This is a genomic window from Paraliobacillus sp. JSM ZJ581, assembly GCF_044383835.1.
Taxonomy (GTDB): domain Bacteria; phylum Bacillota; class Bacilli; order Bacillales; family Amphibacillaceae; genus Paraliobacillus.
The window spans coordinates 142,403-166,942 of sequence record NZ_JBISEP010000001.1 but is presented as its reverse complement, the minus strand read 5'-3'; the positions used below and the strand labels follow the sequence as shown (position 1 = coordinate 166,942).

Below are 24,540 nucleotides of genomic sequence, written 5' to 3'. Positions count from 1 at the left end.
AGTGGAATAACTATTATCTGTGAGAATATAGTAAAAGTGGAACTACTTTAGTTAATGAAGGAGGTAGCAAAAGTGGACGTATTAAAAGTTTCAGCAAAATCAAATCCTAATTCAGTAGCAGGAGCACTTGCAAATGTTTTAAGAGAACGTGGTTCAGCAGAAATTCAGGCGATCGGTGCTGGTGCATTAAACCAGGCCGTAAAGTCAGTAGCGATTGCTAGAGGATTCGTAGCACCTAGTGGAGTTGATTTAATCTGTATTCCAGCTTTTACTGATATTATCATTGATAATGAAGAACGTACAGCAATAAAATTAATTGTCGAACCAAGATAGTATGTCAAAAATCCTGTTTGCTACTTAGCAAACAGGATTTTTGTTCAATCAGTATGTAAGATACATTTTTCAGTATGTAAGATACATTTTTATGGAAGAAGGAGAACAATTTGATTATTGACGCGCATTGTGATGTGTTATTGAAACTATGGTCAGATAAGCTTGATTTTAAAACAAGTGACAAGCTACAGGTTAATTTACGTAAGTGGCGAGAAAGTCCAGTCAAAGTTCAATGCTTTGCCATATTTGTTCCTCCTGAAGTATCAGAGGAGGAGCAATTTCAAGTTGCATTAGAAATGATAACTATTTTCTTTGAGCAAATTATCGAACCGAATAAAGATATTAAATTTATTCAGAGTAAAAGTGACCTGATTGAATTGAAAGAAAACGAACGCGGTGCAATGCTTACATTAGAGGGCTGTCATGTAATAGGGCGAGACATAAATAAATTGAAGACATTGCTACGGTTAGGTGTTCGAGCGGTTGGGTTGACTTGGAATCAAGCGAATGGTGTAGCTGATGGTATCGGTGAAAAGAGAGGGGCTGGATTAAGTAGTTTTGGAGAAAAAGTAATCGCATTATTGAACCAAGAAAGAATTTGGGTTGATGTTTCTCATCTATCTTATCAAGGTTTTTTCGACGTTATTGAGCAAGCAAAATATATAATGGCATCGCATTCTAACGTGTATCAAATATGCCAACATCGACGAAATTTAGATAATCAACAAATACAGGCAATTATTAATAAAGATGGCTGGATAGGTGTGACATTCGTTCCGTCCTTTACAAATAAAAAGACAACCGTTACTTATCATGATACTATCAAACACGTACTGTATTATATTGATGCTGGTGCAGAATCGTGTTTAGGATTTGGATCAGATTTTGATGGCATTGATGAATATATTGAAGGGTTGGAAAGTATCGAGCAATATCAAACACTTGCAGATGAATTACAATCGATCCTTACATCAAGACAATGGACAAATATCGCATATCAAAATTTTATAAATAAATTCCCTAGAATAAACTAAGTTTAATCTGAAAAGGCTTTGTTTTTGAGTTGAATTCTTGCTATAATGGTAGAATTGAAGTAGTAGCTAAAAAGACTACCTAAGCAATATAGTAGAAAGGAGTCATGTCAGATGAATGAACAGCAACGAAAGCAAGCAAGTCAAATAAAACAAGGAAATCCAGCGGACGTAAAATCCGATTCGGATGCAAACTTGGATCGATTAAAAAATATGGACTCTGATGAAATGATCGGAAAATATTTCCAAACAACGTATGAGCCCCCGAACTTAAAAAAAGCCAAAAAACGTCTAAAAAAAGATGTGGATATTCATTATGACTTTTCAATTCCAAAAGAAATGCAGTCTATTGGAGACGGAAAGAAATTTCTCATTCGTACTTATGGATGTCAAATGAATGAGCATGACACAGAGGTAATGGCTGGTTTATTAACGGATATGGGATATCAATTAACAGATGATACAAAGCAAGCAGATGTTATTTTGTTAAACACATGTGCGATTCGTGAAAATGCTGAAAATAAAGTGTTTGGGGAGATCGGTCACTTAAAGCCATTGAAATTAGAAAACCCTGATTTGATTATCGGTGTATGTGGATGTATGTCTCAAGAGGAAGCAGTAGTCAATCGCATTCTCAAGAAACACCCATTTATTGACATGATATTCGGTACACATAATATTCATCGCTTACCAAGTCTATTAAAAGAAGCGATGTTTAGCAAAGAAATGGTTGTAGAAGTGTGGTCCAAAGAAGGCGACATAATTGAGAATTTACCTAAAGTTAGAAAGGGTCGAATTAAAGGCTGGGTAAATATTATGTATGGTTGCGATAAATTTTGCACCTATTGTATCGTACCGTATACTCGTGGAAAAGAACGTAGTCGCCTACCAGAAGATATTATACAGGAAGTACGTCATTTAGCAGCACAAGGTTATCAAGAGATTACTTTACTTGGGCAAAATGTTAATGCTTATGGAAAAGACTTAGATTTTGAATATGGTCTTGGCGATCTAATGGATGAGATCCGTAAAATTGATATTCCTCGAGTACGCTTTACAACATCGCATCCGCGTGACTTTGATGATCGTTTGATTGAAGTTTTAGCAAAAGGTGGAAATCTGTTAGATCATATTCATTTACCGGTACAATCAGGTAGTTCAGCTGTATTGCGTGTAATGGCTCGACGTTATACGAGAGAAAGCTACTTAGAGTTAGTAAGCAAAATACGAAAAGCAATGCCAAATGCAACATTAACAACAGACATCATTGTCGGTTTTCCAAATGAAACAGACGAACAATTTGAAGAAACGATGACCTTAGTTAAAGAAGTCGGGTTTGAAAGTGCATATACCTTTATTTATTCTCCAAGAGAAGGTACGCCAGCAGCTCGATGGGAAGACAATATCCCGATGGAAGTGAAAAAAGAAAGACTGCAACGGTTGAATGCTTTAGTAAATGAGCAGGCGAAACAAGCGATGGAGAAATATGAAGGCGAAATCGTTAAAGTACTTGTTGAAGGTGAAAGTAAGAAAAATCCCGATGTGCTGTCTGGATATACAGAACGAAGTAAATTAGTTAACTTTAGAGCGCCTAAATCGCTTATTGGCAAAATTGTAGATGTTAAAATTACAAAAGCAAAAACATGGTCACTTGATGGTGAGCTTGCGGAACAAACTGCAGGAGTATTATAAATGACTACGTACAGTAAAGAAGATATCTTGACTCAAGCAAATATGCTTGCTAAACAGATGACGGATGTAGAAGAAGTAAGTAGATATAAAGAAATTGAAAGACGTTTGAATCAAAATAAAAAATTAAAAGAATTAATTAATAATATGAAAGCATTACAAAAGCAAGCTGTCAACTTTCAAGCATACGGTAAAAAAGAGGCATTAAAGAAAGTTGATTTAGAAATTGATCGAATCCAAGAGGAAATTGATGCTATTCCAATTGTTCAAGAGTTTAAAGAATCGCAAATAGTTGTCAATGATTTACTTCAACGTGTCTCACAAATCATCTCAAATGAAGTAGAGACATCGATGGAGCAGCTTTTCGATGATAAGAAATAATATAAAAAAACACTGTTGCTAGGAGCGAGTCATTTCCATTAGCAACAGTGTTTTTATTATTTAGCTTAATCATATGAAAGTGTAGCACCTTTTCTAGGCAAATGCATACCATGAACTAGAAACCTATGACATGTTATTCACCTATTTAATTCGCACTTAAGGTGGGTAATTTGCATAAACTGAATATGAATAAGGAGGAGGTTTTAGTTCTATGTCTTTTCTTGATCAAGAATTTCGGGAAATCATTACAAAAGCAGTAATAGGAAAAGGACGTAAATTTACACAAGATACGAATACAATTACACCAACGCACAAGCCATCGAGTATTCTAGGTTGTTGGATCATTAATCACTTATATCATGCAAAAAGAAAAGGTGACGGATTAGTTGAAGTGAATGGAAGCTATGACGTAAATGTATGGTATTCGTACAATGATAATACGAAGACAGAAGTAGTAACTGAGCGTATATCTTATCAAGACCTAATCAAACTAGCTGTTAAAGATAAACATACATTAGGTGATGAAGAAAAAGTTTACGCAAAAGTACTACAACAACCGAATTGTCTAGAATGTAATATTTCTCAACATGATAAAAAAATAGTAGTTGAAGCAGAACGTGAATTTCTTGTGGAGGTAATCGGTGATACAAAAGTGACTGTAAAGGTTGACCCTAATGGTATGGTATTAGATGATGATGATTTAGATTTAGAGTTATCAGATGATGAGTTTGACAGTGTCGATACAGATTTTTTATCTAAAAATCAGAAAGATTAGTGTAAGTAAGTTGGATTTAGCATGGTACCTATAGATCGAACACTTGAAAAAGGTTGTTTCGTCTATAGGTGTTTTTGTTTGCTGTTTTTTAAGAAAATGAAAATGAGAATTTCGATGCATTACCAAACATAATCCAAAATATGGTATAATATAAAAGGAATTAAGCGGTAAAAATCAAGATGAAGTTTATATTTTACATAATCATAAAAGTTGAAACCTAAAAGCTGATTTAAGTAAAGAAAGGAGCCCATTTAAGTTGAAGGAAAAACCAGGCTTAAATATCACAATAGTGAATATGTTTTTCTTGGCTATTTGTTTATTACTTTTACTTACATCTTCTTTTTCACAAGCATTTCACAGCTTCTTTTTAGTGAAATTAGACGTGCATCCACTTTTTATTACAGTGATTTTTTCCTTGATTAGTTTTTTGTTAGCTCTTATCGCAGTCTTAAAAGCGAAAAATGGAAAAATTGTGATAGTCAACTGGTTAGTTGTTATTGTTGCATTAACCCTTTTGTTTTTTTCTACTCTAGTGCTATTATTCGGTTACTTTATTAATAGTATTTAATAATATGAAGTGATATTTATACGTAACTAGCCATTATATTGATATAAACTGAATCTACTCTTCTATCATTACACCAAACACTTAAAAAAATGATCAATTATGCTATAATGAGAAAATGAGATTTAATGCGTTGGGGGAAGAAAAATGCCAAATTATACGCCAATGATAGAACAATACTTAAAAATTAAAGCAGTTTATAAAGATAGTTTTCTATTTTTTCGGTTAGGAGACTTTTATGAAATGTTTTTTGATGATGCAGTCAAGGCATCTAGAGAGTTAGAAATTACATTAACAAGCAGAGACGGTGGAGGAGAGGAACGGATACCAATGTGCGGTGTACCATATCATTCTGCCTCCAACTATATAAAAAATTTAGTGGAAAAAGGATTTAAAGTAGCTATTTGTGAGCAAGTGGAAGATCCAAAAACCGCTAAAGGAGTAGTGAAACGAGAAGTTGTTCAATTAATTACCCCAGGTACCGTAATGGAAGGAGCAATGTTAGACGAAAAAGAAAATAATTATTTAGCTAGTATTAGTCAATTTGATCAACATACTTTTGTTATTGCCTATAATGATTTATCCACTGGTGAAAATAGCATTGCACGAATTGAATTCGGTTGGGAGCAAGTAATCAGTGAGTTATACAATCGTCCAATTAAAGAAATTGTTATATCAGAAACGCTTCCAGCAACCTATCAAGAAGCATTAGCTGAACGTCTTAATGTGACACTTTCGTATAATGAGACAACTATAATTAATACTAAGTTTAATTATTTATTTAAAAATATTACTGACAAACAAGCAAAAGAAGCGTTTGGTCGATTATTGTGCTATATCGAATCAACACAACAACGTTCGTTAGACCACTTACAACCTGTAGAAGAAATTGAACTAAAACAATATATGAAACTAGATATGTATTCTAAGCGCAATTTAGAACTTACCGAAACAATTATGCGTAAAGGAAAACAAGGAAGTTTGTTGTGGGTAGTAGATCAAACAGTAACTGCGATGGGTGCAAGAAAGCTAAAAAAATGGCTTGAGCGTCCATTATTAAATCAATCTTCCATTGAGTCGCGTTACCAACTAGTAGAAGGTTTTATTGATCAATTTATTAAAAGAGAAGAACTAAGAGAAGCTTTAAAATCCATTTATGATCTAGAAAGATTATCTGGTAGAGTTGCTTTTGGGAATGTAAATGCACGTGATTTGTTACAATTAAAGCAATCCGTAGAAAAAATTCCACACTTAAAACAATTACTAGCCTCTTTTAATGCCAAAGAAGTGCAACAATTAGGACAAGAAATTAATCCATTAGATGACTTATTCACATTATTGGATGGAGCTGTAAAAGACGATCCTCCTCTAACAATTAAAGATGGTGGCATGATAAAAGATGGATATAATGAACAATTAGATAAATATCGCTATGCTTCAAAAAACGGAAAGCAATGGATTGCAGAATTAGAGCAACGCGAGAAACAAGAAACGAATATTAAATCGTTAAAAATTGGCTACAATCGCGTGTTTGGTTATTATATTGAGGTAACAAAAGCTAACCTTCATCTATTACCCGAAGGAAAATATGAGCGAAAACAGACATTAACAAACGCAGAAAGATATATTACACCAGATTTAAAAGAAAAAGAATCTTTAATTCTTGAGGCAGAAGAAAAAAGTATAGATTTAGAGTATGAACTATTTTTAGTATTACGTGAACAAGTAAAGGATTATATACCTAAATTACAAATATTAGCCCACCAGATTAGTGAGATTGATGTGTTACAAGGCTTTGCCACAATTAGTGAATCATCCAATTATGTACGACCAACGTTTAATCAAGAAAGAAAAGTGATGGTCACAAAAGGTAGGCATCCAGTTGTAGAAAAAGTAATGAAAGATGGTATGTATGTTCCAAATAATGTAGTTATGGATCAAGATACTAATATTCTATTAATTACGGGACCTAATATGTCGGGGAAAAGTACTTATATGAGGCAGCTTGCTCTAATAGCAATTATGGCACAAATCGGCTGTTTTGTTCCGTGTGAACAGGCAAATCTATCTATTTTCGATCAAATTTTCACTCGTATTGGTGCTGCTGATGACTTAGTTTCAGGACAAAGTACGTTTATGGTAGAAATGCTAGAAGCAAACCATGCGCTTACGAATGCAACCCAAAACAGTTTAATCTTATTAGATGAAATTGGACGTGGGACAAGCACATATGATGGGATGGCATTAGCACAGGCCATTATAGAATATGTACATAACCATGTGAAGGCGAAAACGCTATTTTCAACACACTACCATGAATTAACCAGCCTTGATCACTCATTGAAATATTTAAAAAATGTACATGTGAGAGCTGAAGAATACAATGATAAAGTCGTATTTTTACACCAAGTGGAAGCTGGTGCTGCTGATCAAAGTTATGGTATTCATGTGGCGAAGTTAGCTGAACTTCCTGACGTGTTAATTGAACGAGCGCAAGTTATTTTAGAGCAATTAGAAGCACCTCAATCCAATCAAAAACATTTAGCTAGTCAAGTAAGTGACGAGCAACAACAGTTAAGTTTTTTTGTAGCAGAACAAAAAGAAACAGAGAAAAAACACACCAAAAAGCAAACAAGTGTTATTTCTCAAGCTTTGAAAAAATTAAATATTATGGAAATGACTCCTTTACAAGCAATGAATGAATTGTATCGCTTACAAAAGCAAGCAAACGAGGAGGATTAATCATGCATATAGTACAGATGCCAGAGCAATTAGCGAATAAAATTGCAGCTGGAGAAGTAGTCGAGCGACCAGCATCTGTTGTGAAAGAGCTAGTTGAGAATAGCATCGATGCGAAAAGTACAGAAATCAAAATAGAAATCGAAGAAGCAGGGCTTCGAAAAATCAAAGTAATTGATAATGGGACTGGAATGGAAGATGATGATGCTGAAATTGCTTTTGCACGTCACGCTACAAGCAAGGTTCGTAATGAAAAAGATTTATTCCATGTTCGCACACTTGGTTTCCGTGGAGAAGCACTTGCTTCGATTGCAGCGGTCAGTCAACTAACAGTAAAAACTTCAACCGGTAAACATGCTGGAACTATATTAAAGCTTGAGGGTGGAAAGTTGATTGAATGTGATAAAGGAGATGCCAGACAAGGAACAGAGATCACTGTTGCTGCACTATTTTTTAATACACCTGCACGATTAAAATATATGAAAACGATTCATACTGAATTAGGGCATATTAGTGATGTGGTTAATCGCATGGCATTATCTCATCCACAGATCCGATTTGAATTGATTCATAATGATAAGCCGATGTTTAAATCGACAGGACGCGGGGATATCATTCAAATTATTGCAGAAATTTATGGTGTTAGTGTAGCGAAGAAAATGATTCCGGTGTCCTATGAAACGCTTGATTTTTCTATTTCGGGTTACATAGCGAAACCAGAGGTGGCACGTGCCTCACGTAATTATATCTCTAGCATTATTAATGGCCGTTATATAAAAAATATTCCGCTAAATAAGGCAATAACGAACGGTTATCATACATTGTTACCAATTGGACGCTATCCATTAGTTGTATTACACGTTAAAATGGATCCGATTTTAGTAGATGTAAATGTCCACCCTGCAAAACTTGAGGTTCGATTTAGTAAGGATAAGGAATTATATCAAGCGGTGGAAGAGACAATTAGAGAGGCGTTAAGAAAACAAACATTAATTCCTGAAGTAACGAGAAAAGAAAAAAAAGAGCGTCCGTTATCGACGCAGCACACATTTTCTTTTGAATTCAATAGAGACAATTCCGTGTCAGCTACTCAAGATAAGCAACAAATGAAAGATGAGAAAGACATAGTGAAAAATACGGACACATACATTACAGCTCAAAATCAAGCATTAGAGTCTATAGAAGATTATCAATCCATCCCTGATATAACTCTAACAACAAGTGATTCAGAAGATAACGAAAATCAAAAAGAAAGTTCAAATGAGCAACAGGAGCTAGACAATCAATCAACCGAACGCATTCCGCCGATGTATCCAATTGGACAACATCATGGTACTTATATTATGGCAGAGAATGAAAATGGTCTATATATGATTGATCAACATGCAGCACAAGAAAGAATAAAATATGAATTCTTTCGTGATGTAATTGGAGAAGTTGCAAATGAATTGCAAGATCTTTTGATTCCTATAACATTTGATTTTTCTAAACAAGAAGCGTTATTAATAGATCAACATCAGGAGCAGTTAAAAGAAGTGGGGCTCTTCTTTGAACATTTTGGTCAACAAACCTATATTGTTCGTTCACATCCACAATGGTTCCCGAAAGGATTTGAAGAGGAAATCATCAGAGAAATGATAGAACAAATTATAGAAGAAGAAAAAATTAATATAGCAAAATTACGAGAAGATGCCGCCATTCTCATGTCGTGTAAACGATCAATTAAAGCAAATCACTATCTAAATAAAGATGATATGTTTCATCTGCTAGAAGATTTGCGTAAGTCTACAGATCCATTCACATGTCCACATGGCCGCCCGATTATTATTCATTTTTCTGGATATGATTTAGAAAAAATGTTTAAACGGGTCATGTAGTTTATTACTCGATTCACAATAGATTCCTATGATTTAAAATTATGCAGTGTTAAGATTATATCGATCTTAACACTGATTTACTATAATGAACATGGTTTTACGTCTTATGTAAAGAATATTGCACCATTCTTGATCATTTCTGTATAATTAAACATAATCTATAGCTTAAGTTTGTAAGGAGAATACATAATGAAACAAAAAGTAGTGACGGTTGTTGGACCTACAGGTGTAGGTAAAACAAGTCTTAGTATAGAAATAGCAAAAACGTTTGATGGTGAAATTATTAGTGGCGATTCTATGCAAATCTATCAAGGGATGGATGTAGGAACCGCCAAAATAACAGAAGAAGAACAGCAAGGGATTAATCATTATATGTTAGATATTATTAGTCCGGAACAAACGTTCTCCGTGGTTGATTTTCAACAAATGGTTCGAAAGCATATTGATGCAATTAGTAATCGAAAAAAATTACCAATCATAGTTGGTGGAACTGGTCTCTATATTCAAGCGGCTTTATATAACTATCAATTTACCGATAATAAAAGAGATGAAACGTATCAAAAAGAACTAGAAAAAGAAGTGGAACAAAAAGGGGCATATGCTTTATATCAAAGATTAAAGGAGGTTGACCCTAAACAAGCAGAAAAAATCCATCCGAATAATGTGAGAAGAGTAATTCGTTCACTGGAGGTGTATGAACGTACCGGTAAATCAATGGCTACATATCATGAGAAACAAACACTTACATCCCAGTACGATCCAATTTTAATAGGATTAGAAATGGATAGACCACTATTATATCAACAAATTAACGAACGAGTGGATATAATGATGGAAAATGGCTTATTAGAAGAAGTAAGCCATTTGTATAAGCAAGGTTTGGTTAACAGCCAATCCATGCAGGCGATTGGTTATAAGGAGTTTATCCCTTATTTAAAAGGGGAAGAGTCACTTGAAAGAGCAGTTGAACTGCTAAAACGTAATTCAAGAAGGTATGCTAAGAGACAGTACACTTGGTTCAAAAATAAAATGGATGTTCACTGGTATACTATCACCTCAGATGATAAAAACAAAAAAATTTCAACAATTTTAAAAGATTTAGCAGGAATGATCGACAATAAGTAGAATAATTATGGTAGTAGAGATAGAATAGAGGAGGAAAAAACATGTCTCAAACAGTTAATATTCAAGATCAATATTTAAATCAATTAAGAAAAGATCATATTCAGGTTACCGTATTCTTAACCAATGGATTTCAATTGCGTGGCACAATAAAAGCATTTGACAATTTCACTGTACTTTTGGAGACAGATGGTAAACAACAGTTGCTATTCAAGCATGCCATTTCTACTTTTGCGCCGGTAAAAAATGTTACGTTAGAAAAAGAATAATTTTATCTCTAGGATTAAGCGATTCATCAATCTATTGATGAATCGCTTTTTACGTTAGTGCAGAATAAATCAGCAAACTATTATTTAATATTGATAAGTGACAAAAGGATCCTAGGCATTTGTCACAATATTTTTCATGTCGACGTATAATGTAATTGGTTAGGGGTGATGAAGTGGAGTCACAAGTTTCTTCTCAAAAACAAAATCAAATTAATATCATTTTACATGACCGCCAAAAAACAGTGGAAATGGGAAAACAAGATATAAATACCTCTTTTCAATTGGTGGAAAAGTTATTTACGGACATAATTGGAATGGATGAAGTAAAAGAGAATATAAAAGAAATTTATGCCAATATACGAATCAATCAGGAAAGAGAGAAACTAGGATTGAAAGGAGAAAAGCAAGTATGGCATATGTTGTTTAAAGGCAATCCCGGAACAGGAAAAACGACGGTAGCAAGAAAATTAGCAGTATTGTTTCAAGAATTAAACGTTTTATCCAAAGGACATTTGATTGAAGCAGATAGAGCGGATTTAGTAGGTGAGTATATTGGTCATACTGCAAAGAAAACAAAAAATTTAGTAGAAAAGGCATTAGGTGGGATATTATTTATAGATGAGGCATATTCATTAGCTCGTGGTGGAGAAAAAGATTTTGGGAAGGAAGCGATCGATACTTTAGTAAAGCAGATGGAAGATCACCATGATCAGTTTATTTTAATCTTAGCTGGTTATCCTGAGGAAATGGAATATTTCTTATCCTTGAATCCAGGCTTGCGGTCTAGATTTCCATTTATTTTTAACTTTCCGAATTATACAGCTGAACAATTGGTGGAAATTGCAAAAAGAATAGCGAACGAAAGAGATTATTGCTTATCAAACGAGGCCTTATGGAAACTGAAATCTTTGTTATTAAATGATATTCGTGAAAATGGATTCGAACATTTTGCCAATGGCCGCTTAGTTAGGAATATTATGGAAAAGTCAATGCGCAAACAGGCTGTTCGATTGTTAAATAAACACTACTATACGATAGATGATTTAATGTTATTAAATGCAAAAGATATTATGATAGAATAAAGTGATACGTAAAGAAGGAGACATAACATAATGACGAAAGAGAATGTACTAATTATTGCTATTCAAAAACATTTTGTTGCGGATGAGCAAATCCATTATTCCTTAAAAGAACTTGTTTCTTTGACAAACACTGCAAAAGGTAATGTGAAACACACAATTTTACAAAAGCGGGAACACCCTCATCCCGCTTTATATATGGGTAAAGGAAAGCTAGAAGAAATTCAAGAGTTAATAGAAAATGATAATATTGATTTAGTCATTGCCAATGATGAATTAACCGCAACGCAAATGCGCAATTTACAAAAATATTTAGAAGTTAGAGTAATTGATCGTAGTCAATTAATTTTAGATATTTTCGCGCAACGAGCATACACAAAAGAAGGGAAATTACAAGTAGAATTAGCACAATACCAATACATGCTTCCGCGTTTGCATGGACAAGGGCAACATCTTTCGCGTTTAGGTGGAGGGATTGGTACAAGAGGTCCAGGTGAAACAAAATTAGAATCAGATCGAAGGCATATTAATCGTCGAATAAATGAGATTAAAAGACAATTGGAGACAGTTGTAAATCAAAGAGATCAATATCGGAAGAGAAGAAAAAGAAATAAAGTGACTCAAATTGCCATTGTTGGTTATACAAATGCGGGAAAATCAACTTTGTTTAATCGCTTGACTCAAAGTGATTCATTAGAGGAAGATCAATTATTTGCAACGCTTGATCCCATGTCAAGGCAATTAAAGTTTCCCTCTGGTTTTCAAGCGATTATTACGGACACAGTTGGATTTATGCAAGACCTTCCTACCGCATTAATTGCAGCATTTCGGTCTACGTTAGAAGAAGTGAAGGAAGCTGATTTTATTTATCATGTTGTTGATAGTACACATCCTGACAAAGAACAGCATCAACAAACGGTGTTGCGCTTGTTAAGTGATTTAGAGGTAGATCATTTACCGATATTAACGATCTATAATAAAAATGATAAGTTACGTGAAAATTTTATTCCCTTTTCACAACCATCATTAAAGATGAGCGCTTTAAACCAATTAGATCGTTTACGATTGTTGAAAGAAACAGAGAAACTACTTATCAACCATTGGGATTTTTATAAGAAAATAGTACAAGCTTCAGATGGTAAATTACTACAATCGCTTTTGCAGCAGACTATTATACATGAAGAAACATTTGATTCAGAAAAGGAAGTGTATATCGTTCAAGGTTATGCCCCGAACGAACACTCATTATTTTATGATTAAAGGAGAAAGCATTAAATACAAAGGAATAAACGTGAGTATTCAAATGCTGCAAGAGGTGTTTAAGAATGATTCTTTGCCCTGCACAAAGTAAGTTAATTGGTTATTTTATTGTGCAGATATCGTATCTATTCAACGATAAAAATATATGTAAGGAAAGCTAACACGCATTGACAATTATAGTATCATAGATATAAAATAACTATAGTACATAGGAAGGGGTGAATGAAATGAGCGATGCAGATAGGCGTTCGATGCCCTTATTTTCGATTGGAATTGTTAAGTCGTTAACTGACTTAACAGCAAGGCAGATTCGTTACTATGAACAACATGGCTTGATTCATCCTTCTCGTACAGAGGGAAATCAACGGTTATTCTCCTTTAATGATGTCGATCGTTTGTTAGAGATAAAAGTACTTATTGAAAAAGGTATTAATTTGGCAGGAATAAAGCAAATGCTATCCATCAAAGTATTATCTACAACAAAAAAAGCAATCGATCAAGATAAGCCGTCTGAATTAACAGAAAAAGAGCTCCGTCAAATATTGCAAAAGGAATTATTTGAATTGGGCCATAAAGGCAGAACTTCTTTACGTCAAGGAGAATTATCTCGGTTTTTCCACTAGAATTTATAAAAGGAGTGAACAACATGGCAAAGTTTACAAGAAAAGAAATCAAAAAGCGTATTGAGGAAGAAAACGTTAAGTTTATCCGTCTGCAATTTACCGATTTACTCGGTACAATTAAAAATGTGGAAATTCCGCTTAGTCAGTTAGATAAAGCGCTGGATAATCAAATGGTTTTTGATGGCTCTTCAATAGAGGGGTTTGTTCGAATTGAGGAGTCAGATATGAAGCTTTATCCCGACCTTGATACATTCGTAGTATTTCCGTGGACTTCAGAAAAAGGAAGAGTTGCCCGTTTTATTTGTGACATCTATGATCATCATGGCTCACCGTTTGAAGGTTGCCCGCGTTACAATTTAAAGCGAAATCTCAAAGAAATGGAAAAGCTAGGATTTAATGCGTTTAACATTGGTGCAGAACCAGAATTTTTCTTGTTTAAATTAGATGAGAGAGGCGAGCCTTCATTAGAATTGAATGATCACGGTGGTTATTTTGACTTAGCACCAACTGATTTAGGCGAAAATTGCCGTCGTGACATTGTATTAGAATTAGAAGAAATGGGATTTGAAATGGAGGCTTCTCACCATGAAGTTGCTCCAGGACAACATGAAATTGATTTTAAATATTCTGATGCTGTGAAACATGCTGATGATATTCAAACATTTAAATTAGTAGTAAAAACAATTGCCCGCAAACACGGTTTACACGCTACCTTTATGCCTAAACCATTATTCGGAGTGAGTGGCTCAGGCATGCACTGTAACATGTCGCTTTTTAAAGGCGGAGAAAATGCATTTTTAGATGAAAGTGGAGACTTGCAATTAAGTGAAACTGCTTATCAATTCATTGCTGGTATTATGAAACATGCATTACACTTTACTGCGATTACAAATCCGACAGTAAACTCATACAAACGTCTTGTGCCTGGTTATGAAGCGCCATGTTATGTTGCATGGTCTGGGTTGAATAGAAGTCCATTAATTCGTGTTCCTTCATCAAGAGGATTAAGCACACGTATTGAAGTACGTAGTGTTGATCCAGCAGCAAATCCGTATATGGCACTTTCTGTTCTATTAGCATCCGGATTAGATGGAATTAAGAATAAACTCACTCCTCCAGAGCCGATCGATAGAAACATATATGTGATGAATAAAGAAGAAAGGGAAGCAAATGGTGTAAAAGACTTACCCGCTACTCTTTATCATGCAATACAGTTGTTGAAAGAAGATAAAATAGTGTCGGATGCACTTGGCGAACACTTGTACGAACACTTTATTGAATCAAAAGAAATAGAATGGGATATGTTCCGCACACAAGTCCACCCTTGGGAACGTGAACAGTACATGAAGGCTTATTAATAGAAAGAAACCCTTGATACTGCTTGTATTGAGGGTTTTTGTTTTGGTTGGAAGTAGAAGCGTTTTTAATCCACCCACGGGCGCACCCACAAAAATTAATCACTCTTTGAAGAAGTGATTTGACCAAGATAAGCTTCATACCTTTTCATTGATTTTTGATCAAGTCTTTTAGAGATGTGAGAATAAATATCTGCGGTTATTTGATAACTACGATGTCCTAATCTTTCTTGAATGAATTTCATATCATTCTCTGCTTCTAATAGTAAAACAGCGTGTGCATGACGTAATGAATGGATAGGTAAACTCAAACGATAAACCGATAATATTGACTTAGCAATGTCTTCTTTCTGTTTAAGGGTAAGATCATCTCTTGCAAGTTCAAAATATGATTCTATCACATGTTTTCCAGCCTGCTTTAGATAGTCATCTGAATAGAAATAAGGTGTGAACAATTGATATACAAAGAAAAAGATAATAAAAATATTAAGAATAGACGAATAATAAAATGAAATTTAATTTTTTGTAGACCTATATCAAGTTTAACTCCCCGCAAAAAGATAGCTACTGAAACAGCGCTCCAAATTAAGAAAATAATAAAATCATTAACATATATAATACTCATCCAATCTTCATACGATACAAAAAGATAGAAGAAAAACAGGGACAAGAGTATTCCGAAAGTTTTTCTAATAATTGTTTGAACATGGGTTTTTAAATTCATTCTTCTGCTTTTTTTTGAATAGTTGACATTACTCATTTTTTCACTCCTCAGCTTAAGATTGGTAATTGCGGATTTAAATTAAAATTCTATACTTTGTATTACATCAAAAATAATAGTTATAAATGTTAAAATAATTAATTTAACATAGTAACTGAATAATCTCTTATCAGATTAACCTCAGAGAAACGAATGGACCTGGCCAGCGAGAACTAGGTTTTTTTTGTGCGGGTTATTTAATATAAAGCACCCTTAGGAAGTGGTTTATCTTTAATAACTCTAGCTATTGTAGCTATTATATATTCAATGAAAGAAAGTATTAGTTCATAATCCACGTCCTAATACTCGTAAAGCATTAGTTGAGGCTTATCAAACAGAATTAAACAAACAATTTAATGCGGGTCTAAAAGTTGATGGTTATTGGGGTTCTAAAACAAAAGCAGCTAGTGTAGTAGTAAAGGTAATCTCACTTGGATTTTACAAGCGTTGTTGCGTTGTGAAGGTTATTGCCTTGCAATAGATGGTATTTTGGGTAACGATACAGAATGGAATGTAAAATACTTCCGGAATGATGTTGGCATTGGCGTAGATGGTAAAGCAGGACCGGTTACATTTGGAGAATTATTTGGATGATATAAAAAGGAGCACTTAGTTGTGCTCCCAGTTAGCTTTAAGGTTATTAAATAATTAATGCAAGTAACAACTTAAGAGAGTCTTATTTATTAACCTTTGATACTTCAATACCAATAACTTTTGAGTCTTCAAATGCAAATTCGATATTTATCCCTTTATCTTTATCAAAATAACCTAAAACTTTATCACTTGAATCATCCCGTATATAATAATTTTCACCATATTCAGTAATTATAGTTTGTTTAGAGCTGCCGATTCCTACTTTCTTATTTTTATTATATTGTTTATCAGAGAAAAAATAGCGTTTAACAATACCGTTTACAATCTGAAATTGCGCATATTTGTATTCTTGAGATCCATATTTCAAATACATACTATTCTTTGTTTCCTCAGTAGAATTTGGTTCTCCAAAAGCTTCTTTTACTTCCAATTCAGTTGATCCGATTTTAATAGCATTTAATTCCTCTTTTAATTCTGTATCACTTGTTTGTTCATAAAAATTCATCTTGTCTTCACTTCCACAACTTGCTAATAATATCAGACTAAACAATCCAATTATTATCTTGTAGGTTTTAGCTTTCATTTTTTCACCTCAATCTAAAAGTTTTGTTATTTTTTCTATGAATTCTCAAAAAAGAAATAACCACAATTTTAAGGGAGTGGTTATATTAAATAAAGGAGGGGTGCTAATGTGGTCTGGTATCATAGAAAAAAGCATGTATCTCTTAAGTAAAATATAATTACGATAGTCTCGATATATATAACAAATAACAAAATCAACCATATATAGTAATAGGCTCATTTTAATCTAAAGAAAATATAAATGCTAGAGTGAAACAATTACAAAAGAAAGGTTTTAACTTTTTCATTGATGCTTTAAAAACAAGCGCTTTACTCAAAGGAGTAAAGCGCTTGTTTAATGGATGTCACGATATAGACCAATAACTTTACCTAATATAGATACATTTTGATAAATTAAAGGTTCCATTGTCGCATTTTCAGGTTGTAGACGAATATAATTATTTTCTTTAAAGAATCGTTTTACTGTTGCTTCTTCCTCATCTGTCATTGCAACAACAATTTCGCCATTTTGAGCTGTTTGTTGCTGTTTTACAATTACCATGTCACCATCTAGTATGCCTGCTTCGATCATACTTTCTCCCTCAATAACTAAGACAAAAATAGATTGATCCGTAGCATCGCCATGAGTCAGTGATAGAGGTAGTGGTACATATTCCTCGATATTTTCAATCGCTGTAATAGGTAAACCAGCTGTAACCTTTCCAATGACTGGTGCAAAAGTCGCTTCTTTTTTTAAGATACCTAATTGATCATCTTCTAAGTTAAGCACTTCGATGGCTCTAGGTTTGGTTGGATCTCTTCTTATGTAGCCTTTTTTTTCTAATCGAGATAGGTGCCCATGTACGGTTGAACTAGAAGCTAAGCCAACTGCTTCACCAATTTCTCTAACAGAAGGTGGGTAACCTTTATCTAAAACTTCTTTTTTGATGAAATCAAGAATTGCTTGTTGCCGTTTTGATATTTTTATCATAAACGATCACCTCCGTACATATTTTTTACTAGTAATAGTATAGCATGCAAGGATAAAAAAGACAAACGTAAGTTCGAGTAAAATGGTTGACAAGAACTTTTGTTCGTATATAATGATATGTAGATGCGAACAAAGGTTCTTAAATTATAAAAACAGGAGGCATTTAATATGTTTACTAAAATATCAAAAGCAGATGCATTCTATTTCATTTTATTTATTTTTACGTTAGTATTTATGTATGTAGGATTAGTAACAAGTTAATAGTTTAATAGATTGTAGGTATGAGTATGCGAGCAATAATTTATTGTAGAGTAAGTACAGAAAAGGAAGAACAAGCGTCTTCATTATCTAGACAAAAACAGGAATTAATACGACTTGCGCAAGATAAAAATATAGATGTTATTGATATAATTGAAGAAAAACAAAGTGGATATGAGATTGAACGTCAAGGAATATTAACCTTACTAGAAAGGTGTGGATCTGGCGAAATTGACTGTATACTAATTCAGGATGAAACAAGGCTTGGTAGAGGAAATACTAAAATAGCATTGTTTCATCAGTTTTCTAAATTAGGTATTAAAATTTATGCCTTGTCTAATCAAGGAGAATTACAATTATCTGAAGCAGATAGCATGGTCTTACAAATTGTAGGGATCGTAGAAGAATATCAAAGGAAGATTCACAATATAAAGATTAAACGTGGTATAAAGCGAGCTATGGAGAACGGGTACCAACCTGAAAAAAATCTCGCCCATAAACATCAAGCGCCAGGACGTGAACGAATAGAGTTCCCAATAGAAGAAGTTATAAAGCTAAAGGAAAATAAATTAACATTTGCTGAAATCGCATCGACTCTTCGAGGGCTAGGGTATAATGTTTCTAAAGCTACTGTACATCGCAGATATCAAGAATATGTAACACTTGAAAAAGAAGGTACATTTCATATAGAATAAAAAGACAAGGTTCAAGTATGATTACCTTGTCTTTTTTAATTTTTGAATTTTCTAATAAAGAAGGTGAACCAACGTGTTATCTAAAGAAAAAATCAATCGAATAAATGAATTAGCAAACAAATCAAAGAAATATGGTCTAACTGATAAAGAAAAACAAGAGCAGCAAGAATTAAGGAAAGACTATTTAAAAAACGTAAGAAAATCCTTTAAAAATCAATTTAAAGGAATGAAAATTGTTGATCCTAATGGAGAAGATGTCACACCAAAAAAAGTTAAAGATCTACAAAAAGAGGATGAATTATAATTTGGTGTCTCGAAAGCTTGTGAAATATCTTTTTTCATTATAGGATAAATATATGTACATAATTTTTAAATATTGAAAGGAGTAACAAAGATGGCGAAACAAATCGAACAGCTTTCAATTAACACAGTAAGAACCCTTGCAATAGATGCAATTGAGCACGCAAATTCCGGACATCCGGGACTTCCAATGGGGGCTGCCCCAATGGCATATACATTGTGGACTGACTTCATGGATCATAATCCTAAAAACTCAAGCTGGTTCAACCGTGATCGCTTTGTTTTATCAGCAGGACACGGTTCAATGTTATTATATTCTTTACTTCACTTATCAGGATATAAAGTTACCATTGATGATTTAAAAAATTTCAGACAGTGGGGCTCTAAGACACCTGGTCATCCTGAAGTAACACATACGGATGGTGTGGAAGCTACTACTGGTCCACTTGGGCAAGGGATTGCAATGTCTGTAGGGATGGCAATGGCAGAAGCACATTTAGCAGCAAAGTATAACAGAGATCAATACAATGTTGTTGACCACTATACATTTGCTTTAGTAAGTGATGGCGATTTAATGGAAGGTATCTCTCATGAGTCTGCTTCTTTGGCTGGCCACTTAGGATTAGGGAAGCTAATTGCACTTTATGATTCTAATGATATCTCGCTAGATGGTGAATTGAACCAAGCATTTTCAGAAAATGTAGAAGATCGATTTAAAGCATATGGTTGGCAAGTCATTCGTGTTGAGGATGGAAATGACGTAGAAGCGCTTCGAGATGCGATCCAACAAGCAAAAGTCAATACAGATCAGCCTACATTAATTGAAGTGAAAACAGTGATTGGATATGGTTCTCCAAACAAATCAGCTTCATCTGCATCGCATGGCGCACCATTAGGTAAAGATGAAATTAAATTAACCAAAGAATACTATGGATGGGATCATGAAGATTTCCATGTGCCAGAAGAAGTCTATCAAGATTTCAACGAAAAAATTGTCCGAAAAGGTGAAAAAGCAGAACAAGAATGGAACAAATTGTTTGAGCACTATCAATCTGCTTACCCTGAGTTAGCGAAAGAATTAAACTTAGCAATCAATGGTGAGTTACCAACCAATTGGGAAAAAGATTTGCCAGTATTTGAAGCCGGGAAAGATACCGTTGCAACTCGCGCATCTTCAGGTAAAGTATTAAATGGAGTAGCGCAATCTGTACCATACTTTTTCGGTGGAAGTGCAGATCTAGCAGGTTCCAATAAAACAACAATTAATGATGAAAAAGATTTTTCTAAACTAGATTATGCTGGAAGAAATATTTGGTTTGGTGTACGTGAGTTTGCTATGGCAGCTGCCTTAAATGGTATGGCACTTCATGGTGGTTTAAAAGTATTTGGCGGAACGTTCTTTGTATTCAGTGATTATTTGCGCCCAGCTGTGCGTTTATCAGCGATTCAAGAACTACCTGTTACTTATGTGTTAACACATGACTCGATTGCCGTAGGTGAAGATGGACCAACACATGAACCAGTTGAACAATTGGCAGCATTCCGTGCAATGCCTAATTTATCCGTTATTCGTCCAGCAGACGGTAATGAAGTACAAGCTTCTTGGCGTTTGGCTTTAGAATCAAAGAAATTACCGACTATGCTTGTCTTAACAAGACAAAACTTACCTACATTAGAAGGCACAAAAGAAAATGCATATGAAGGTGTTAAAAAAGGGGCATATGTCGTTAGCCCAGCACAAAAAGAAACCCCAGACGCATTACTACTTGCTACTGGCTCGGAAGTACAGCTTGCTGTAAAAGCTCAAGCTAAATTAAAAGAAAAGGGCTACGATGTAAGTGTAGTAAGCATGCCTTCTTGGGACCGTTTTAAAGTACAAGATCAAGCGTATCAAGAGTCAGTATTACCGCCAGCAGTCAAAAAACGTCTAGCAATTGAAATGGCATCTCCGTTCGGTTGGGAACGTTATACTGGTGATCAAGGAGATATCCTTGCTATTGATACATTCGGAGCATCAGCTAATGGTGATAGAATAATGGAAGAATACGGATTTACTGTAGAAAATGTTGTTGATCGATTTGAGAAAATGATGAAAAAATAATCTGTAAGAGGTTGGGACATAAGTAAAAGATGATTATTAAAAGACGAATTTTAATTCTAAAAAGAAGAATTAAGGTTCGTCTTTTTGTTTGAAGCAACCATTTAGCTATGGAAATACACGACACTCCTGCGGAAAGGGAGTGCATTTCTACAGCGGCGTTTGTTCTGCTACATTAAAATAAACGTTCGACTTTTCTCTTGAGAAATGTTGTTTTGTCCCAGCCCCTTATTTTAGTTTATTACAACTAAACATGACAAAATAAATTGTTTTTCCCTTCAGTATATGACAGTATATGCAAAAGAAATAAGGTATACTATGTCAAAAAAGTGGGGGACGAGCCTATGCAAAAATATTATTTGTTTTTTTTAGAACAAGAAGTACGTATAAGTTATTTCTATAAATCAGATATATTATGTCGATTTTTTCATTCTTTTCTCACTCAACCTTATCGAAGAGATTTACAAAAACAATTTCGTTATATTACTCGGTTAATAGAAATAGATAATTTATTTCATTTTATTGAAAATGAAATGCCACATCAATCCTCACGACTACTGAATGATCTTAAAAAAAATAAGATCGAATCTTCTGCTTCAGCTCAAGTCGAGAAACGTTGGGTAGAAGTTGAATTTGATTCATTACAACGTGCGTATACTCAATTTTTTCAGTGGCTTGAACAATTTGATTCTTGTTGTTTTATTATTGAGAAAAGCGGACGTAATTATGGCTGGTTAACTACAATGAAAAAACACCCCTTGCTTTCCTAATTCAACTATTGTAATCTTGTTTATTGTCTACTATACTGTATGAGAGAGAATTTGAAGGAGGAAGTAAGACATGGGCACCTTAGGTATTGTTTTAATTGCAATAGTTGCTTTACTTGCTGGTGTGGCATTAGGATTCTTCATTGCTCGTAAATACATGATGAATTATCTTAAAAAAAACCCACCGATTAATGAACAAATGCTACGTACAATGATGATGCAGATGGGGCAAAAGCCGTCACAGAAAAAAATCAATCAAATGATGCGTGCAATGAATAATCAAAATGAATTGAAATAATATCATTATAGATAACATTGCAATTTATAAATCCCTTGCACCTTATTGGTGTCAAGGGATTTATAAATTTTAACATGCAATGTAAGAAAGGAATCGTTCATATGTTTTGGGTTATAGCTAGTACTGCCATAGGCCTATTCATGGCTACAACAATGATAATAATAAGAGCACGGGCTTCGAAAAGACCAACAAATGCGAAGCGAATATTATTACCACCAGTTTTCATGAGCACTGGTGCATTCATGTTTTTTATTCCACAATTTCGTGTGCCAGCGATGGAAGTTATTTTAGCCTTACTAGTTGGGATGCTATTCTCCATATTCTTAATAAAGTCTACTCATATGGAAGTAAAAGAACAGGATATTTATTTGAAGCCATCCAAATATTTTATATTTATATTAATTGGTTTACTCTTTGTTAGATTGCTTTTGAAATGGTTAGTAAGTGCTCAGATATCACTTGGTGAAACAAGCGGAATTTTCTTTTTATTAGCATTTGGTATGATTGTAACTTGGAGATTATCCATGTATTTTCAATATAAGCAACTTGTTAAGAAATTGCGCCGAAGCTCTACTAAGAATAAAATTCATTCTTGATTAGTAGACGTTCTCATAAAATGAAATATAAATTTGTGGAATTTGTTAATCATTCGGTAATAAATTTCAAATTTAGCTAATATATATATAAAGACTATGTTATAATTGTCAAGTAATGGTAAGGTTTAACGGATTGTATAATAAGGAGAGTGATTGGGATGCCGGAAATTGAAAATGATGTCTTAAATTTTGATACAACTCGCGCTACCTTTCATATTAAAAAACTTCCTGATTCAATCTCGCTAGCATATTTCCCAGAAAGCATAATCAAATGGATTGAATTAAACGGATTTGATTTTTATACACTGTGCACATTATCTGGAAGGGTATTGCACGTTTCACCGTCAGTGAAGAAAGTGTTAAATTTTTCAACTATTGATTTAATTGGCCAGCGAGTGATCGATTTATTTTCTCCAGATCATAGAAAAACAATTATTCGTGACTTTAATCGCGGGACTAACCAAGTGCAACAATTCGTAGCCAATATTCGCAATTATGAGGGTAACTTTATTTGGTTTGATTTATCTATTGCTTCAATTCATATTGCTAATAATAATGAAATGGTATATTTGATATTAGCTAAAGATATCACGGATAAAAAAGAAGCAGAAGAGATGCTAGTTCGTTCTGAAAAAATGTCTGTAGCTGGTCAACTTGCAGCTGGTGTAGCTCATGAAATTAGAAATCCTTTAACGTCTTTAAAAGGCTTTGTTCAATTATTACAAACTGATGTAGAACGAAAAGGAGCCTACTATAAAATTATGATTGATGAGATTGAAAAAATAGATGCGATTACTGCAGAATTACTATTTATATCTAAACCTATGACAGATATTCGACAAATAGAATCTGTAACACCAATGATTAATGAAATCGTAACTTTATTAAAAGCACAGGCAAAAAGAAAGCAGATTACTATAAATGTTAAAATCACTGAAAATATCTCCATTTTATGTGATCGTACACAAATCAAACAGGTATTTATAAATTTAATAAAAAATGCTATCGAAGCAATGTCAGAAGAGGGAACAATTACAATTGAAGTGTTATCAAATGAGAAAAAGTGCTATATTAAATTCATAGATCAAGGTTCAGGAATACCAGAACATTTGATACATAAAGTTAACGAACCTTTTTTCACAACAAAAAAAGAAGGAACAGGACTTGGGCTGATGATCTCTAATAAAATTATTAAAAATCACAATGGTTCAATTGATATTAAAACTATGAACGGAAAGGGAAGTATATTTTCGATTAGTTTACCGCTACCGAATAAGGATTAAATGATAAAAATAGGGAAATAAGCACTATTAGTGTATATTTCCCTATTTTTATCATTACATATCATGTTTACTATGTTGTTTTTGACGACTATGATTTTTATTTTTAACTTTCTTAGATCCACTTAAAGGTTGATTTGGCTTTTGATTTTTTTTCTGTTTATCCACTCTAACTACACCTTTCATTTTAAAATTTCTTCCATCAATAAAAAGTATGTGTAAATAAAATGAATTTATGCAAAAA

General features: G+C 33.8%; 26 protein-coding genes. 22 read left to right on the top strand and 4 right to left on the bottom strand.

The window, feature by feature from the left end; all coding sequences use genetic code 11:
* Window positions 1–72: 72 nt before the first annotated feature.
* From ACH6CY_RS00925 to glnA, 14 genes are all read left to right on the top strand, one after another.
* On the top strand, window positions 73–333 hold the full coding sequence (locus ACH6CY_RS00925; protein WP_374065322.1) for a stage V sporulation protein S: 261 nt from the start codon (window positions 73–75) through the stop codon (window positions 331–333).
* Between the two features lie 110 nt (window positions 334–443).
* A complete protein-coding gene (locus tag ACH6CY_RS00920; RefSeq protein WP_374065321.1) occupies window positions 444–1,367 on the top strand; it encodes a dipeptidase in 924 nt (307 codons plus the stop codon).
* 111 nt (window positions 1,368–1,478) lie between these two features.
* On the top strand, window positions 1,479–3,056 hold the full coding sequence (gene miaB, locus ACH6CY_RS00915) for a tRNA (N6-isopentenyl adenosine(37)-C2)-methylthiotransferase MiaB (protein ID WP_374065320.1): 1,578 nt from the start codon (window positions 1,479–1,481) through the stop codon (window positions 3,054–3,056).
* Entirely contained in the window at window positions 3,057–3,434 is a 378-nt protein-coding gene (locus ACH6CY_RS00910) for a YlbF/YmcA family competence regulator (protein ID WP_374065319.1), read from the top strand.
* A gap of 211 nt (window positions 3,435–3,645) precedes the next feature.
* A complete protein-coding gene (gene cotE, locus ACH6CY_RS00905) occupies window positions 3,646–4,209 on the top strand; it encodes an outer spore coat protein CotE (protein ID WP_374065318.1) in 564 nt (187 codons plus the stop codon).
* A gap of 256 nt (window positions 4,210–4,465) precedes the next feature.
* Window positions 4,466–4,777 (top strand): hypothetical protein, encoded by a 312-nt coding sequence (locus tag ACH6CY_RS00900; protein WP_374065317.1) that lies wholly within the window; start codon window positions 4,466–4,468, stop codon window positions 4,775–4,777.
* Window positions 4,778–4,921: 144 nt separating this feature from the next.
* Window positions 4,922–7,516, top strand: coding sequence for a DNA mismatch repair protein MutS (gene mutS / locus ACH6CY_RS00895; RefSeq protein ID WP_374065316.1), 2,595 nt, complete (start codon window positions 4,922–4,924; stop codon window positions 7,514–7,516).
* 2 nt (window positions 7,517–7,518) lie between these two features.
* The gene (mutL, locus tag ACH6CY_RS00890; RefSeq protein ID WP_374065315.1) at window positions 7,519–9,390 is read left to right on the top strand and encodes a DNA mismatch repair endonuclease MutL; all 1,872 of its coding nucleotides are present in this window, start codon (window positions 7,519–7,521) and stop codon (window positions 9,388–9,390) included.
* 189 nt (window positions 9,391–9,579) lie between these two features.
* Window positions 9,580–10,515 carry a tRNA (adenosine(37)-N6)-dimethylallyltransferase MiaA gene (miaA, locus tag ACH6CY_RS00885; RefSeq protein ID WP_374065314.1) on the top strand — a complete coding sequence of 312 codons (936 nt, stop codon included), beginning with the start codon at window positions 9,580–9,582 and terminating at the stop codon, window positions 10,513–10,515.
* A gap of 41 nt (window positions 10,516–10,556) precedes the next feature.
* The gene (hfq, locus tag ACH6CY_RS00880; RefSeq protein ID WP_374065313.1) at window positions 10,557–10,781 is read left to right on the top strand and encodes an RNA chaperone Hfq; all 225 of its coding nucleotides are present in this window, start codon (window positions 10,557–10,559) and stop codon (window positions 10,779–10,781) included.
* Window positions 10,782–10,954: 173 nt separating this feature from the next.
* A complete protein-coding gene (locus ACH6CY_RS00875) occupies window positions 10,955–11,863 on the top strand; it encodes an AAA family ATPase (RefSeq protein ID WP_374065312.1) in 909 nt (302 codons plus the stop codon).
* A 30-nt stretch (window positions 11,864–11,893) separates the two neighbouring features.
* A complete protein-coding gene (gene hflX / locus ACH6CY_RS00870; protein ID WP_374065311.1) occupies window positions 11,894–13,120 on the top strand; it encodes a GTPase HflX in 1,227 nt (408 codons plus the stop codon).
* Between the two features lie 227 nt (window positions 13,121–13,347).
* Window positions 13,348–13,743, top strand: a complete 396-nt coding sequence (locus ACH6CY_RS00865; RefSeq protein WP_374065310.1) for a MerR family transcriptional regulator — start codon at window positions 13,348–13,350, stop codon at window positions 13,741–13,743.
* A gap of 23 nt (window positions 13,744–13,766) precedes the next feature.
* Window positions 13,767–15,101, top strand: coding sequence for a type I glutamate--ammonia ligase (glnA, locus tag ACH6CY_RS00860; protein WP_374065309.1), 1,335 nt, complete (start codon window positions 13,767–13,769; stop codon window positions 15,099–15,101).
* A gap of 95 nt (window positions 15,102–15,196) precedes the next feature.
* Here glnA and ACH6CY_RS00855 read toward each other — a convergent pair whose 3' ends face one another.
* Complete coding sequence (locus ACH6CY_RS00855; RefSeq protein ID WP_374065308.1) at window positions 15,197–15,499, bottom strand: tyrosine-type recombinase/integrase; 303 nt, start codon at window positions 15,497–15,499, stop codon at window positions 15,197–15,199.
* 806 nt (window positions 15,500–16,305) lie between these two features.
* Here ACH6CY_RS00855 and ACH6CY_RS00850 point away from each other — a divergent pair.
* Complete coding sequence (locus ACH6CY_RS00850) at window positions 16,306–16,452, top strand: peptidoglycan-binding domain-containing protein (RefSeq protein ID WP_374065307.1); 147 nt, start codon at window positions 16,306–16,308, stop codon at window positions 16,450–16,452.
* An 82-nt stretch (window positions 16,453–16,534) separates the two neighbouring features.
* Here ACH6CY_RS00850 and ACH6CY_RS00845 read toward each other — a convergent pair whose 3' ends face one another.
* Together ACH6CY_RS00845 and lexA are read right to left on the bottom strand one after the other, a co-directional pair.
* A complete protein-coding gene (locus tag ACH6CY_RS00845; RefSeq protein ID WP_374065306.1) occupies window positions 16,535–17,035 on the bottom strand; it encodes a hypothetical protein in 501 nt (166 codons plus the stop codon).
* A gap of 333 nt (window positions 17,036–17,368) precedes the next feature.
* Entirely contained in the window at window positions 17,369–18,004 is a 636-nt protein-coding gene (gene lexA / locus ACH6CY_RS00840; RefSeq protein ID WP_374065305.1) for a transcriptional repressor LexA, read from the bottom strand.
* Between the two features lie 287 nt (window positions 18,005–18,291).
* On the opposite strand from lexA, the gene ACH6CY_RS00835 reads away from it, so the two are divergent.
* The 7 genes from ACH6CY_RS00835 (at window position 18,292) to ACH6CY_RS00805 (ending at window position 24,299) form a co-directional block, all read left to right on the top strand.
* Window positions 18,292–18,957 (top strand): YneB family resolvase-like protein, encoded by a 666-nt coding sequence (locus ACH6CY_RS00835; protein ID WP_374065304.1) that lies wholly within the window; start codon window positions 18,292–18,294, stop codon window positions 18,955–18,957.
* Between the two features lie 73 nt (window positions 18,958–19,030).
* Window positions 19,031–19,261 (top strand): DUF896 domain-containing protein, encoded by a 231-nt coding sequence (locus ACH6CY_RS00830; RefSeq protein ID WP_374065303.1) that lies wholly within the window; start codon window positions 19,031–19,033, stop codon window positions 19,259–19,261.
* A gap of 90 nt (window positions 19,262–19,351) precedes the next feature.
* The gene (tkt, locus tag ACH6CY_RS00825; protein WP_374065302.1) at window positions 19,352–21,358 is read left to right on the top strand and encodes a transketolase; all 2,007 of its coding nucleotides are present in this window, start codon (window positions 19,352–19,354) and stop codon (window positions 21,356–21,358) included.
* Between the two features lie 341 nt (window positions 21,359–21,699).
* Window positions 21,700–22,125: a sporulation inhibitor of replication protein SirA gene (gene sirA / locus ACH6CY_RS00820; RefSeq protein ID WP_374065301.1), complete on the top strand. Its 426-nt coding sequence runs from the start codon at window positions 21,700–21,702 to the stop codon at window positions 22,123–22,125.
* A gap of 70 nt (window positions 22,126–22,195) precedes the next feature.
* Complete coding sequence (locus tag ACH6CY_RS00815; RefSeq protein ID WP_374065300.1) at window positions 22,196–22,420, top strand: YneF family protein; 225 nt, start codon at window positions 22,196–22,198, stop codon at window positions 22,418–22,420.
* Between the two features lie 101 nt (window positions 22,421–22,521).
* Complete coding sequence (locus tag ACH6CY_RS00810) at window positions 22,522–23,016, top strand: CcdC family protein (RefSeq protein ID WP_374065298.1); 495 nt, start codon at window positions 22,522–22,524, stop codon at window positions 23,014–23,016.
* A gap of 158 nt (window positions 23,017–23,174) precedes the next feature.
* The gene (locus ACH6CY_RS00805; RefSeq protein WP_374065297.1) at window positions 23,175–24,299 is read left to right on the top strand and encodes an ATP-binding protein; all 1,125 of its coding nucleotides are present in this window, start codon (window positions 23,175–23,177) and stop codon (window positions 24,297–24,299) included.
* Window positions 24,300–24,353: 54 nt separating this feature from the next.
* On the opposite strand, the gene ACH6CY_RS00800 is transcribed toward ACH6CY_RS00805, so the two are convergent.
* Window positions 24,354–24,482, bottom strand: a complete 129-nt coding sequence (locus ACH6CY_RS00800; RefSeq protein ID WP_374065296.1) for a small acid-soluble spore protein P — start codon at window positions 24,480–24,482, stop codon at window positions 24,354–24,356.
* Between the last annotated feature and the right edge of the window lie 58 nt (window positions 24,483–24,540).

Excerpts from the sequence above, each read along its gene's own strand:
- miaB (WP_374065320.1), top strand. The coding sequence starts at position 1,479 with ATGAATGAACAGCAACGAAAGCAAGCAAGTCAAATAAAACAAGGAAAT.
- ACH6CY_RS00910 (WP_374065319.1), top strand. The coding sequence starts at position 3,057 with ATGACTACGTACAGTAAAGAAGATATCTTGACTCAAGCAAATATGCTT.
- cotE (WP_374065318.1), top strand. The coding sequence starts at position 3,646 with ATGTCTTTTCTTGATCAAGAATTTCGGGAAATCATTACAAAAGCAGTA.
- mutS (WP_374065316.1), top strand. The coding sequence starts at position 4,922 with ATGCCAAATTATACGCCAATGATAGAACAATACTTAAAAATTAAAGCA.
- mutL (WP_374065315.1), top strand. The coding sequence starts at position 7,519 with ATGCATATAGTACAGATGCCAGAGCAATTAGCGAATAAAATTGCAGCT.
- miaA (WP_374065314.1), top strand. The coding sequence starts at position 9,580 with ATGAAACAAAAAGTAGTGACGGTTGTTGGACCTACAGGTGTAGGTAAA.
- hfq (WP_374065313.1), top strand. The coding sequence starts at position 10,557 with ATGTCTCAAACAGTTAATATTCAAGATCAATATTTAAATCAATTAAGA.
- hflX (WP_374065311.1), top strand. The coding sequence starts at position 11,894 with ATGACGAAAGAGAATGTACTAATTATTGCTATTCAAAAACATTTTGTT.
- ACH6CY_RS00865 (WP_374065310.1), top strand. The coding sequence starts at position 13,348 with ATGAGCGATGCAGATAGGCGTTCGATGCCCTTATTTTCGATTGGAATT.
- glnA (WP_374065309.1), top strand. The coding sequence starts at position 13,767 with ATGGCAAAGTTTACAAGAAAAGAAATCAAAAAGCGTATTGAGGAAGAA.
- ACH6CY_RS00845 (WP_374065306.1), bottom strand. The coding sequence starts at position 17,035 with ATGAAAGCTAAAACCTACAAGATAATAATTGGATTGTTTAGTCTGATA.
- lexA (WP_374065305.1), bottom strand. The coding sequence starts at position 18,004 with ATGATAAAAATATCAAAACGGCAACAAGCAATTCTTGATTTCATCAAA.
- ACH6CY_RS00835 (WP_374065304.1), top strand. The coding sequence starts at position 18,292 with ATGCGAGCAATAATTTATTGTAGAGTAAGTACAGAAAAGGAAGAACAA.
- tkt (WP_374065302.1), top strand. The coding sequence starts at position 19,352 with ATGGCGAAACAAATCGAACAGCTTTCAATTAACACAGTAAGAACCCTT.
- sirA (WP_374065301.1), top strand. The coding sequence starts at position 21,700 with ATGCAAAAATATTATTTGTTTTTTTTAGAACAAGAAGTACGTATAAGT.
- ACH6CY_RS00815 (WP_374065300.1), top strand. The coding sequence starts at position 22,196 with ATGGGCACCTTAGGTATTGTTTTAATTGCAATAGTTGCTTTACTTGCT.
- ACH6CY_RS00810 (WP_374065298.1), top strand. The coding sequence starts at position 22,522 with ATGTTTTGGGTTATAGCTAGTACTGCCATAGGCCTATTCATGGCTACA.
- ACH6CY_RS00805 (WP_374065297.1), top strand. The coding sequence starts at position 23,175 with ATGCCGGAAATTGAAAATGATGTCTTAAATTTTGATACAACTCGCGCT.
- ACH6CY_RS00800 (WP_374065296.1), bottom strand. The coding sequence starts at position 24,482 with ATGAAAGGTGTAGTTAGAGTGGATAAACAGAAAAAAAATCAAAAGCCA.